The sequence below is a fragment of the Rhodoligotrophos appendicifer genome (genome assembly GCF_007474605.1).
In the GTDB taxonomy this organism is placed as follows: Bacteria; Pseudomonadota; Alphaproteobacteria; order Rhizobiales; family Im1; genus Rhodoligotrophos; species Rhodoligotrophos appendicifer.
Genome location: NZ_VHKL01000003.1, coordinates 29,814 through 42,695, shown reverse-complemented (window position 1 = coordinate 42,695; position 12,882 = coordinate 29,814). Strand labels below are relative to the sequence as shown.

At 60.8% G+C, this 12,882-nt stretch carries 11 protein-coding genes; 8 read left to right on the top strand and 3 right to left on the bottom strand.

Annotation, left to right across the window (positions count from 1 at the left end):
- Positions 1–16 precede the first annotated feature (16 nt).
- Positions 17–1,000, bottom strand: coding sequence for a TRAP transporter substrate-binding protein (locus FKM97_RS07075; RefSeq protein WP_246105002.1), 984 nt, complete (start codon positions 998–1,000; stop codon positions 17–19).
- 391 nt (positions 1,001–1,391) lie between these two features.
- On the opposite strand from FKM97_RS07075, the gene FKM97_RS07070 reads away from it, so the two are divergent.
- Positions 1,392–2,738, top strand: coding sequence for a diguanylate cyclase domain-containing protein (locus tag FKM97_RS07070; protein ID WP_144291711.1), 1,347 nt, complete (start codon positions 1,392–1,394; stop codon positions 2,736–2,738).
- A 60-nt stretch (positions 2,739–2,798) separates the two neighbouring features.
- Here FKM97_RS07070 and FKM97_RS07065 read toward each other — a convergent pair whose 3' ends face one another.
- Complete coding sequence (locus FKM97_RS07065; protein WP_144291710.1) at positions 2,799–3,989, bottom strand: M20 aminoacylase family protein; 1,191 nt, start codon at positions 3,987–3,989, stop codon at positions 2,799–2,801.
- A gap of 10 nt (positions 3,990–3,999) precedes the next feature.
- Positions 4,000–4,803 (bottom strand): HalD/BesD family halogenase, encoded by an 804-nt coding sequence (locus tag FKM97_RS07060; RefSeq protein ID WP_144291709.1) that lies wholly within the window; start codon positions 4,801–4,803, stop codon positions 4,000–4,002.
- 94 nt (positions 4,804–4,897) lie between these two features.
- Here FKM97_RS07060 and FKM97_RS07055 point away from each other — a divergent pair, with 94 nt between their 5' ends.
- The 7 genes from FKM97_RS07055 to FKM97_RS07025 all read left to right on the top strand — a co-directional run bounded on the left by FKM97_RS07055 (position 4,898) and on the right by FKM97_RS07025 (position 12,793).
- Complete coding sequence (locus FKM97_RS07055; protein ID WP_144291708.1) at positions 4,898–5,794, top strand: LysR substrate-binding domain-containing protein; 897 nt, start codon at positions 4,898–4,900, stop codon at positions 5,792–5,794.
- 128 nt (positions 5,795–5,922) lie between these two features.
- Entirely contained in the window at positions 5,923–6,948 is a 1,026-nt protein-coding gene (locus FKM97_RS07050) for a LacI family DNA-binding transcriptional regulator (RefSeq protein ID WP_144291707.1), read from the top strand.
- 69 nt (positions 6,949–7,017) lie between these two features.
- On the top strand, positions 7,018–8,073 hold the full coding sequence (locus FKM97_RS07045; protein WP_144291706.1) for a sugar phosphate isomerase/epimerase family protein: 1,056 nt from the start codon (positions 7,018–7,020) through the stop codon (positions 8,071–8,073).
- Positions 8,074–8,085: 12 nt separating this feature from the next.
- A complete protein-coding gene (locus FKM97_RS07040; RefSeq protein ID WP_144291705.1) occupies positions 8,086–9,261 on the top strand; it encodes a Gfo/Idh/MocA family protein in 1,176 nt (391 codons plus the stop codon).
- The gene (locus FKM97_RS07035; RefSeq protein WP_144291704.1) at positions 9,258–10,796 is read left to right on the top strand and encodes a sugar ABC transporter ATP-binding protein; all 1,539 of its coding nucleotides are present in this window, start codon (positions 9,258–9,260) and stop codon (positions 10,794–10,796) included. Before FKM97_RS07040 ends, FKM97_RS07035 begins: the two co-directional genes overlap by 4 nt.
- A complete protein-coding gene (locus FKM97_RS07030; protein ID WP_144291703.1) occupies positions 10,793–11,794 on the top strand; it encodes an ABC transporter permease in 1,002 nt (333 codons plus the stop codon). The genes FKM97_RS07035 and FKM97_RS07030 overlap by 4 nt, the downstream gene beginning before the upstream one ends.
- A 54-nt stretch (positions 11,795–11,848) precedes the next feature.
- Positions 11,849–12,793, top strand: coding sequence for an ABC transporter substrate-binding protein (locus FKM97_RS07025; RefSeq protein WP_144291702.1), 945 nt, complete (start codon positions 11,849–11,851; stop codon positions 12,791–12,793).
- Positions 12,794–12,882 lie beyond the last annotated feature (89 nt).

Sequence of the window (12,882 nt, the reverse complement as noted above, 5' to 3'; positions counted from 1 at the left end):
CGGGCTCGGCGGGTGGTTATTCGACGGCCAAGGCCTTTTCGATCAACTTGTCGCCACCGGGCACCTTCTCGGCGAAATTCTTGTAGGAGGAGGTCTTCGCCAGTTCAAGCCACGCGTCATAATCCGACGACGACATTTCGACGACCTCGACACCCGCTTTCTTGTAGGTATCAATCATCAATTGATCGCCCTTCCGGACCTCCGTGTTGAAATAAGCCTCCGCCTTCTCTCCAGCAGCCAGAATGGCCTTCTGCTGTTCAGGGGTAAGCCCGTCGAAAACTTTCTTGGAGATCAGAACCGGCTCATACATGAACCAAAGAGCGTTCTCACCCGGCGCCGTCAGACATTTGGCATGCTCGAAGAGCCGATAGGAGACGAAGCTCGCTGAGGAGGTGTTCGCCGCATCAAGAACGCCAGTCTGCATGCCAGAATAGATCTCGGAGGAGGGCATGGAGGAGATGGACGCTCCGGCCGCTGCCAACATCTGCTCAAAGGCAGGACCGGCGGCGCGGATCACCTGTCCTTTCAGGGTGTCGGGTGACGTGATGCAACCCTTCTTCGAGGCAAAGGCACCGGAGAGCCAAGCATCGGCGATGACGATCGCACCAGACTCTTCAATGACCTTTTTGATGTCGGCCATGAATTCGGAGTCATTGAGGCGCAACGCACGATCGAAATTCCCTACCAGGCCAGGCATGAGCGTGGCGGAGAAGATCGGATGCCGGCCCGAGGCATAATCGAGCGGAAAGGAGGTCATGTCGAGGAGCCCCCGGGTCACCGCGTTCCATTGCTCCGTGGGCTTATAGAGGGAGGATCCCGGATAGACCTGGATCTCCAGTCCAACGTTCGCAGCCGCGACGTCGCGGGCGATCATCTGGACCATCTCGTCGCGAATATCTCCCTTGCCGCCGGGGAACTGGTGCGATGCCTTGAGGACAGTCTGCGCCTGGGTCGCATCGGACGCCCCACACGCAATGGCGAGAATGGCGGCGACCTGCATTAGTTTAGAAATGGCTTTCATCTTTCCTCCTGTGGTCCCGGCTTTTTGCCGGTTGTTCGATAAGTTTGCGGTCCTCCGATCCTCAAGGTGGGATCAGACTTCTTGTGTCATTTGAGAGCACGGCCGCGCCCGGCGCCCGTTGTCCTCACCGGAACAATTAGGATGACCATCAAAAGCCCGATGATCAAGGACATTGGGATATGGCTGGCGGATAAGGAGAAAATGCGCCGGCGAGGCGCATAAACGGGCCCTGGATCAGATGGTGGACCGCTCCCTGAAGCGTCCGGTTACCAAATTGCACGAGAATGTGGCACGGGGCTTTCATAACAATGCAGCAGGCTCTATCAGTGGTTCAAGCGTGAGGCTTGCCTCGACATAAAGCATTTTGTCCATGCAGAAACGGATTGCCGCTTCCGTAGCCACCATCGTCCTCCTGCTGACGATCTTCGTTGGCGGGCTGACGATCGTACTGGCGGAGCGACAGAATGCTGACGCCCTGGTGCGCGAGCAGGATCTTGCGCGCGGGATCATCGACGTGCGCCGCAGCACGTTGCTGCAGACCGCAGACGATTACGCCCATTGGGACGAGGCGCTGAACAACCTCGCCTTGCATCTCGATCCTGGCTGGGCCGATCGCAATTTCGGCAGCGGGATCGTCGAGCGCTATGGCATCGACATGGTCTTCGTGATCGACCCCGACAGCCAAACGACCTATGCCATGATCGATGGTGAGAAGAGGGCTGTCTCCATCGACGACATCACAGCCCCGGGGTTCGCCAAGCTGTTGCGCAGCAAGCAGACCTTGGAGCCCGACACGCCCTTCTCTGCGGTCATCATCGCCAATGGCCACCCCGCGGTAGCTGCCATTGCTCCGTTGCGACCTTTCGACAATCCCGAGGACAGTACCGCCGGCAGGCGACATCTTCTGGTCTTCTTGGACACCCTGGATCAAACACGTCTTAAGCGCCTGGCGCAAATCTACCAGTTGCCAAATCTGAGGATCACCGCGACAGATCTGCAGGAAGATGCCTCCATCACGCTCAGAACCTTCGATGGCCGTGTTCCGATCTGGCTGGCGTGGGACACCGCCAAGCCCGGAGCTGCGATGCTCCGCGAACTGCTCCCCTTTCTTATCCTGCTGTTGCTCGTCTTTGCCTCCGTCACGGTGCTTCTGCTGCGCTATGCGATGAAAACTGCGCGCAGCCTCGAACAGTCGGAGCGCAGAGCGGCCCATGACAGCCTCACTGGGTTGCTCAACCGCGCCGCTCTCTTCTGGCATTTCGATGACGTGAATAGGCCCCGCGGCCACATCAGCAGTTTTGCGCTGCTCTACTGTGACCTGGACGGCTTCAAGGCCATCAACGACAGTCATGGGCATGACATCGGGGACGAGGTCCTCAAGGACGTGGCGCACCGGATAGAGGCCGCCATTCCGTCAACCGCAACGGTTTACCGGCTGGGCGGGGACGAGTTTGCCATCATCGTTCCAGGGGAAGCGCGGACTGCCGAAATCCGGCGGATCGCCATGACCGTCATCGAGGCGGTGAATGATCCGGTACGGCGAGGCGATGTGCTCGCTCAGGTGGGAGCCACCATCGGCGTAGCCCTCGCCCCCTTGGACGGAACCTCGATCGCCGAACTTTTGAAGGTGGCGGACCAGGCGCTCTACGCCGGCAAAAAAGCGGGCAGGGGAGAAGTCAACTTCAAGGTCTCAGAGATCTCCCAAGCCAGCGCCTGATGCTTGGCTCGCTGCCGCGCCTCGACCCTCTTGCCAGGCAATCCAGGCGGTAAAGATCCCTCAGCGGGAGTTCGGCAGCAACTGCTCCGCCAGGGCAACCCAATAGGATGCCCCGAGCGATAGGATTTCATCATCGAAGTCATATCGCGACGTGTGAACCATGGGCGTGTCAGGTCCGCGGCCCTGACCGAGCCAGACATAGGTTCCGGGGCGGATCTTAAGCATTTCCGCGAAATCCTCTGCCCCCATGGACGGAGGGACATTCGACAGGACGTTCTCGGCGCCGGCGACAGAGGCAGCGATGGCAGCGGCTCCTGCAGTCTCCGCTTCCGAATTGATCGTGGGCGACATGTGGCGGACATAGGTGAAGTCAACAGTCGTGCGGTGAGCCCTGGCGATCGATTCAGCCACCTCCGCCATGCGCTGCTCGATCTGGGCTCTGACCTTCTGGCTGAAACATCGCGCGGTGCCTCTGAGAACAGCCTCGGCAGGAATGACATTGTCGGCCGTTCCGGCGTGGAATTGCGTCACACTGACAACCGCACTTTCGGCCGGATCGATGTTGCGGCTGACGATCGCCTGCAGAGCGCTAACGATCGCCGATCCTGCAAGGACGGGATCGGCACCGTGATGGGGCAGGGCGCCATGAGCACCCTTACCTCTGACCATAATTGAAAAAGTGTCCGCGGCCGCCATGACGGCACCGGCGCGAACACTGAACTGGCCCACGGGAAGCTCCGGCCAGTTATGCATGCCATAGACGCTATCGCAGGGAAACCGCGCGAACAAACCCTCATCGATCATCCGCTGAGCGCCACCGATGCCTTCTTCTGCAGGCTGGAAGATGAGGTTGACCGTTCCGCTGAAATTTCTCGAGCGTGCCAGATACTTTGCCGCGCCAAGGAGCATGGCCGTGTGGCCGTCATGGCCGCAGGCATGCATCACACCTGGAGATCGCGACCGGTAGGGAAGATCATTCTCCTCCATGATCGGGAGCGCATCCATATCCGCCCGAAGGCCGATGGAGGGAGCGTCGTTGGAGGAGCGAGGTCGGCGGCCGTGAATGACGCCGACCACTCCGGTCCCGGCAATGCCCGTCTCCACACGATCAACTCCGAAGCTGCGGAGCTGGTCGGCGACAAAGGCGCTGGTTCTATGCTCGTGAAAACCCAGTTCAGGATGTGCGTGGAGATCATGCCGCCAATTCCGCATCTCCTCATCGAGCACGGCAATTTCGTCCCTGATCACCATCACTGACCTCCTAATGTCTGTCAGGCTCAGCAGAGAGCGGTGTCCTGCGCCCCACGGCATTCTGCCTGACCGTCTCGCTGAAGACCATGTCTGGCCGCTTGTCGAATGAGAAGAGGGCGATGATCCGCGGCCGCTCACCTCCGATAGGCGCAACCCGATGCAGCGATTGCCGGCCCTGGAAGAGCATCAGGGTGCCTGGTGCGACTTCGGGGCGACGCGTCTCCGGTGAACGGTCTTCGAGCACAGGGATGATTGCATCGAGACCCTGCTCTCGTATGTTCGCAGCATATTCGAAGCCCCCGCCCCATTCGGATTTCTGCAAGAGCAGAGAGACAACGAAATCATTGTCATCAAAATGCCAGCCATGCTCGTCGCCATCGCGCATATAGGTGACATTGCAGTCGAGCATGGGATCGGCGCACCGATAGAGCTCATCCATCCCCAGGATGGAGCGGATCAGTTCGAGCAGTTGCGGGTCTTCGTAAAGCTTCCGGATAAGGCTCGAGTTGTCGAGATGATCGCCAGCCAAAGTCCATTGCGCGGTGCGCGAGGGTCGCGCCAGGAGAGCGGACTTCTGAGCCTCGGCAAGATCTTCGGCGCGGACGCTCATCTTGAGATCCCGGCGATGTGCCCGCTCAAGTAGAGCTGTTGCTTCGGCAGCCAAATCACGAATCGCGGGTGGGTTCAGAAAATCCCCGAGGGCGACACAGCCCGTCTCGCCCAACTCCCGCCGGGCGCGTGCAACGATCGCTTCGCGAGCAGAGGGATCATCCAGTGGATAGAGCTCCCGATTGATCTCGCTTTGGTACCGCATTCCTTCCTCCTCGCAAAAACACAATTCATCCAGTGTCAGCAGAGGACGCCATTTGTCGAATACAAAAGAATGAGTTATGGTATAATCTAAAGTTATGAAAAACTCTCGCAAGCTCACCCCGATCCTGCACGCTTTGGTGGCCCACGAGGCGGCGGTTCGACTTGAAAGCTTCTCTTTGGCAGCCAGCGAACTCGGCGTCTCTCAGCCGGCCATATCCTCCCACATCCGCAAGCTGGAGGATCACCTGGGCGTGCTGCTCTTCGAGCGCCGCAACCGAGTCGTGAAGCCGACTTTGGCTGGAAGGGAATTCGCCGAGGCGACACGGCAGGGGTTTGCAGGCATCCTGGAGGCCATCGATCGGATCAGCGAGCCTGCGCGGACACTCACCATCGGTGCGAGCTATTCGCTGTCACACCTCTTCGTGCTCCCAGCGCTTTCGAGGCTGCAGGCGCTCTTCCCAAACCGAACGGTCCGGCTCCTCAGTTCGAACAATTATGCAGATTTCGATACTGACGAGGTGGCATTTTCGATCCGTTTCGGCCCCGCCAGCTGGCGCGAGCACTCTTCCCATCTCATCATCGAGGAGCGGATCTTTCCCGTCGCCGCGCCCAGTCTCCTGGCCAACTTGGGCAAGACGGATCAGGATTGGAGTCTCGATGACCTCGCGAAGGGACCATTGCTGCATCTCGATTCCCAGAGCTTCGAGACGGCCAGTTGGTATCGCTTCTTTGCCGCCCATGGGCGTCGAATGCGGCTGCTGCCCAGCGTCGGTTCATTCACGGGATACGATCTGCTCCTCCAATCGGTCACCGCAGGAAAGGGGATCGGGCTCGGCTGGGAGGGTATCGTCGACCATGCCCTGAAGACAGGCGCCTTGAAGCGCCTGTTCGCGGAGCCCGTGGTCACGAGTTCCGGTTTCCACGTGGTCTTCAAAGAGATCCCAGACGGGGTCACGCCCCAGCACATTGCCGCCGCCTTACTGGAAAACTGAGCCTTGCGTCCCGGATAAGAACTCATCGGCACAACCCGGACAGAGCCGGATTTCCTCGACACCTCAAATTGATGTTGTCGACCTCATTTTGAGGTGGTACCTCTGAGGTGGGAGACCTGGGACGCCGCATGTTAAAAGTCACCCTTGAAGACGTCGCACGGGAAGCCGGCGTCAGCCTTGCCACCGTCGATCGTGTCGTCAATGGCCGTGAGGGCGTCCACGCCCGCACGATCGAACGGGTCAGAACGGCGATCAATCGCCTCAATTTCGAGCCCGACCGCCATGCCTCTCGCCTCGCCCGGGCGCGTGAGCACAATTTCACGATCATTCTCCCCACGGGCCACAATGCCTTCATGAAGGATCTCGAGGGAGAATTCCTGGCATCGCGCGATCGGCTGATCCATGAGCGGGTCCGATTGTCGATTGTGCATGTGGACGTCTTTGACGGCCCCGTGCTCGCAGAAGCGCTGGAGGCAATCGGGCCGGAGATAACCGGCGTTGCGGTCGTCGGGCTCGACCATCCGGCAGTGGTGGAGGCGGTCAACGGTCTGACGGCGCGTGGCATCACGGTCCTGACCTTGGTGTCCGACTTGCCGTCTTCGAAGCGCGCGCACTTCGTCGGCATTGACAATTTTGCCGCCGGGCGAACTGCGGCCACCCTCATCGGGCGTTTTGTCGGTCGACGTCCAGGCAAAGTCGGGCTCATCGCCGGGTCATTGGCCTTGCGAGACCACATCGAGCGCCGCAATGGTTTCGAGCAGGTCATCGCCCGTGAATATGCCCATCTCGACGTGCTGCCGGTCAGGGAAGGTCGTGACGAAAACGCCAGAGTCGAGGCGGCGGCCCGCGCCCTTCTGATCGAGCATCCGGAACTGGTGGCCCTTTACAATGTGGGCGGTGGGCAAGAGGGCATCATCGCAGCCCTGGAAGCATCGGGGCGCGCGCAGGCGATTGTTTATGTCGGGCACGAGCTCACCGCCTTTTCACGCCGCCATCTCGTGCGGGGCACGATCGATGCGATCATCAACCAGGATTCCGGCCATATGGCCAGGAGCACGACGCGGATCCTTCTCGCACTCCGTGAGGGCGCACCGATCGTACCCGGGCAGGAACACATCAGGATTGACATCTTCCTCAGAGACAATGTGCCGTAGATGTGATTTGCGTGAGGTGCGCACTTCTTTTTGATGTTGAAGAAAAAGAGATTACAGGGAGCAGCCTTCATGAAGGGGATCAAGGGCCCGGCGATCTTTCTCGCCCAATTCGCCGGTGACACAGCACCGTACAATTCTCTCGACACCATCTGCGAGTGGGCCGCGGGACTCGGATATCAAGGGGTCCAGATTCCCGCCTGGGACGGACGGCTCATCGATTTGAAGCAGGCCTCGGAGTCCAAGGCCTATTGCGAGGATCTCGCTGCCACCGCGGCAAAGCATGGACTTGCCATCACCGAGCTCAGCACACACCTGCAGGGACAACTGGTCGCCGTGCATCCCGTTTATGACGAGCTGATGGACGGTTTTGCAGCGCCTGAGGTGCGTGGAAACCCGAAAGCGCGGCAGGAATGGGCGGTTGATCAGGTGAAGCGGGCGATCCGCGCATCAAAGCACCTCGGCATCACGGCTCACCCGACCTTTTCCGGCGCCCTTGCCTGGCCGTTTCTCTATCCATTCCCCCAGCGGCCAACCGGGCTGGTGGAGGCCGCTTTCGACGAACTTGGACGGCGCTGGCTGCCGATCCTGGACTTTGCCGACGAGCACGGCGTCGACCTGGCCTATGAAATCCATCCGGGGGAGGATCTTCATGACGGTATCAGTTTCGAGATGTTCCTGGAGCGCGTGAACAATCACCCGCGCGCCAATCTCCTCTACGACCCCTCGCATTTCGTGCTGCAGCAGCTGGATTATCTCGAATATATCGACATCTATCACGAGCGCATCAAAGCCTTTCACGTGAAGGACGCCGAGTTCAACCCGACCGGGCGCCAGGGTGTCTATGGCGGCTATCAGCGCTGGGTCGACCGTGCCGGCCGTTTCCGCTCTCTGGGCGATGGTCAAGTTGATTTCGGTGCGGTGTTTTCGAAGCTCACGGCCCATGACTATGGCAGCTGGGCGGTGCTTGAATGGGAATGCGCTTTGAAACATCCCGAGGACGGCGCCCGGGAAGGGGCGGAATTCATCAGCGCCCATCTGATCCGCGTGACAGACCGGGCCTTTGACGATTTTGCGGGTTCCGGAGCTGATGACGCCGCCAATCGCCGCATTCTCGGTCTGGCATAGGGGGACGCGGTCATGGCGATCGAGGCAAGTCAAGACAACAGCGCCCGGCGCCGTCTCCGGCTCGGAATGGTCGGCGGCGGACGCGGCGCCTTTATCGGCGCTGTTCACCGCATCGCGGCTCGCCTGGACGATGACTATGAACTGGTCGCCGGCGCGTTCTCATCGGAGGCAGCACGGGCAAGGGCCTCTGCTCAGGACCTCGGAATCGCATTGGACCGGGCCTATGACTCCTACGAGGCGATGGCGCAGGCAGAGGCTGCGCGCAGCGACGGCATAGAAGTCGTGTCCATCGTCACCCCGAACCATCTGCATGCCCCGATCGCTCGCGCTTTTCTCAATGCTGGCATCCATGTGATCTGCGACAAGCCTTTGACGACGACCAGTGGGGAAGCAGAAGACCTGGTGGCTCTGGTGCGCGAGACGGGATGCGTCTTCGCAGTCACCCACAACTACTCGGGCTATCCCATGATCCGCCAAGCCAGGGCGATGGTCGCCGAAGGCGAGTTGGGAACACTTCGAGTCATCCAGGCGGAATATCCGCAAGATTGGCTGACCGAGCGCTTGGAAGATAGCGGCAACAAACAGGCCGAGTGGCGTACAGATCCCGCGCGGTCCGGAGCAGGCGGCTGCCTCGGCGACATCGGGACCCATGCGTATCATCTCGCTTGTTTCGTAACCGGGTTGCAGCCTGAGGCCCTATCGGCCCAGTTGACGACCTTCGTCGAGGGCCGCCGGCTCGACGACGACGTTCAGATCATGCTGCGCTTCAAGGGTGGCGCCCGCGGCCTGCTGTGGGCGAGCCAAGTGGCGGTCGGCAACGAGAATGGGCTGAAACTCCGCGTCTACGGCACCAAAGGTGGATTGGAGTGGGCGCAGACCGATCCAAATTCTCTGTGGTTCACCGCTTTCGGACAGCCGAAACAGCTCTTCACGCGGCGCGGTGCCGGTGCATGGCCGCAAGCCGATCGCGTGTCGCGCATCCCGCCTGGCCATCCCGAGGGTTATCTGGAAGGCTTCGCCACGATTTACAGCGAAGCGGCACGTGCCATCCGGGCGGTCCAGTCGGGCGAAATGATCGATGCGGAGGTTATGTATCCGACCATAGAGGACGGGTTGGCAGGCGTCCGGTTCATCGAGGCGGCCGTCGCGTCATCGCGCGATGACAGCCGCTGGGTAACGATTCCATGAGCACGCCCCCGGAGGCGCCTTCTTCCGTGCCGCTGGCGGCCGTTGACATCTCTATGTCCTTTGGGCCCGTGGAGGTGCTGAGCCATATCGACCTGGCGCTTAGAGCCGGCGAAATCCACGCCATCATCGGGGAGAACGGGGCCGGCAAGTCCACGCTCATGAAAATCCTCGCCGGCCATCTGCATCCGACGGGAGGGACTCTGAAGCTAAACGGTACTGCCGCCAAGCTCACGTCGCCCGTGGATGCTGAGAAGCGCGGTATCGTTCTCGTCCACCAGGAAATCCTGCTGGCCCCGGACCTGACTGTCGCCCAGAACATCTATCTCGGCCGCGAGCTGCGCCGGGGGCTGACCCTCGACGATCGCGCCATGCAGCAAGGTGCAGCGGATGTCCTGCAAGGGCTGGACGCCGATGTCGACCCAACGACTGTGGTCGGCCTGCTGTCGATCGCGCAAAGGCAACTGGTGCAGATCGCCCGCGCATTGCTGGTGCCGCACCAGGTCGTCATCTTCGACGAGCCGACCGCATCGCTGACACCGTTCGAGACGGATGCGCTGATCCGTTTGATTTTGGAACTCAAAAGAAAGGGGACGACAGTCGTCTATATCTCCCATCGGCTTGCCGAGGTGAAGGAGATCGCCGACCGCGTGACCGTGTTGCGGGACGGCAAGATGGTCACGACTGTAGAAGCGGCCTCTCTGGAGCCAGTGGACATGGCACGGCTGATGGTGGGGCGCGATGTCGCCAAGCTCTACCCCGATCGTACCAGGGTGCTCGCGCCGAGCCCCGTGTTGGAGGTCGACCGCCTGAGCGTGCCCGGTTATGTGAGCGAGGCCTCATTCACGCTGAACGAGGGCGAGATCCTTGGCTTTGCCGGTCTCGTCGGCGCGGGTCGCACAGAACTCTTCGAAGGCCTTGTCGGGTTGCGCTCGGTCAGCGGGGCGGTGACGTTCAGGGGCAAGCCCGTGCATTTCAGAACAGTGCGCGACAGCATGGATGCGGGCATCGTCTATCTCAGCGAGGACCGGAAGGGCAAAGGACTGATCCTCACGCGCGATCTGCGCATGAACCTCACGCTTGCCGCGCTCGACCAGTTCACTCGGGGGATTTTCATCGACACGAAGAAGGAATGGGCCGAGCTCGATACCGCCATCGCTCGCTTTGATGTGAGGACCCCGCGCAACGACCTGCTCGCGGGGCAGCTGTCTGGCGGCAATCAGCAGAAGCTGCTGCTGGCGAAGATGATGCTGCTCGATCCCGAAATCATCGTGATTGACGAACCGACCCGAGGTATCGACATCGGGACCAAGGAGCAAATCTACAAGTTCATTGCCCAGCTCGCAGAGGCGGGCAAATCAGTAGTGGTCATCTCGTCGGAGATGCCCGAGCTGATCGGGATCTGCGATCGCATCCTCATTATGCGCAGTGGTCGGATCGTCGGTGAAGTCAGCGGCGCAGACATGACCGAGGATGAGATCGTGGTCCATGCAACCGGGGTTTCCAGGGACACCACAGCCATGTTGCACCCGGCATGACCGAAACATCCGAGCGGCAAAGACGCACGCGCTCTCGCCCCAGCATCGACATGCGGGTCATCGCCCCCTTTGTAGCGCTGGCCGCCCTGCTGATCTTGGGTGCGCTGGTCAATCCCAATTTTCTCAGCATCGACAACCTGCTTAACGTCATCACCCGTAGCGCCTTCATCGCCATCATCGCAGTGGGGGCCACTTTCGTCATCTCGGCGGGCGGGCTCGATCTGTCGGTCGGTGCCATGGCCGCCTTCGTCGCCGGCGTCATGATCCTGTTCATGAATGGTGGATCCATTACGGGAGAGATCCCCATGCTGGCGGCGGCGATGCTGATCGCCATCGGCGTAGGCGCAGCCTGCGGCATGGCCAATGGTGTGATCACCACGGTCGGACGGATCGAACCCTTCATCGTGACCCTCGGGACGATGGGCATCTTCCGAGCTCTGGTCATCTATCTGGCGGAAGGCGGCTCGATCGCCATGAAGTCGTCAGAACTTCGGGCAACTTACCGTCCGGTCTATTTCGGCGATGTGTTCGGCGTGCCGATCCCTGTGCTCGTCATCATCGCCGTCGGGCTCATCGGCGCCTTCATCCTGCATCGTACGGCGTTCGGTCGCCATGTGGTCGCCGTCGGTTCGAACGAGGATGTGGCGCGATATTCCGGGATCTCGGTCAACCGGGTCAGAACGTTGACCTACGTCATCCAGGGCATCTGTGTGGCCATCGCCGTGCTCGTCTATGTGCCACGCCTGGGCGCGGCCACGCCGACCACAGGACTGTTGTGGGAGCTTCAGGCGATCACGGCCGTGGTGATCGGCGGCACGGCACTGCGCGGCGGCGTCGGCAGGGTCTGGGGGACGATCTGCGGCGCGCTCATTCTCGAGGTCGTGGGCAACATCATGGTCCTGTCCGACCTCGTCAGCGAATACCTCATCGGGGCCGTCCAGGGTGCCATCATCATCATCGCGATGCTGGTGCAGCGCTCCTTGATGCGGCGACGATGAGGCCGAGTGGGAGGCATACCTCCTCGTTTCACGGAACAACCTAGGGAGAGAACGATGCGGAAATTGTTATTCGGGCCGATCCTTGCAGGCCTCATGCTGGCAACAGGAACAGGGCAGGCTCAAGACGCCAAGACCATCGCGGTCTCGATCCCAGCGGCGGATCATGGATGGACCGGTGGCGTGGTCTATCATGCTCAGGAGCAGGCCAAGCTGCTGGAGAAGCGCTATCCCGGTCTCAAGGTGCTGGTAAAAACCTCCCCCGACGGGGCGTCTCAGGCCAACGCTTTGGAGGATCTGACGACCCAAGGCATCGACGCTCTGGTGACGCTCCCCCACAATTCCGACGAACTGACGGATCCGATCCGCAGTGTCAAAGAGAAGGGGATCTTCGTCACGGTGGTCGACCGCGCCCTGACCGATCCGACGATCCAGGACCTGTATGTCGCCGGCAACAATCCCGAGCTCGGACGGGTCGGCGGGGAGTACATCAAGGAGAAACTGAACGGCAAGGGCAACGTCGTTGTCATTCGCGGCCTGCCCATCGTCATCGATGAGGAGCGCAACAAAGGCTTCGACGAGGCGATCGCCGGCACGGACATCAAGGTCCTTGACCGCCAGTTCGGCAACTGGAGTCGAGACGACGCCTTCAAGATCATGCAGGACTTCCTGTCGAAACATCCTCAGATCGACGCGGTCTGGGCGCAGGATGACGACATGGTGGTGGGCGTCCTGGAAGCGATCCAGCAGGCCAACCGCACCGATATCCAGTTCGTGGTCGGCGGCGCCGGCATGAAGGACATGATCAAGAAGGTCATGGACGGCGACAAGATGGTCCCCGTGGACGTGCTCTATCCGCCGGCCATGATCGCGGTCGCGATGGATCTGACGGCTGCAGGGCTCTACGAGCAACTGCCGGTCAGGGGCAATTACATCCTGGATGCGACCCTCGTAACGAAGGAGAATGCCGAGCAGTTCTATTACCCCAACTCGCCGTTCTAAGGCGCCGTCTGACGCCATGCCTGCATCATCCCGCCCCCGTCTCGGGCGACAACCGGGATGATGCAAGGTGCTGCCTCGCGCATTGTTCA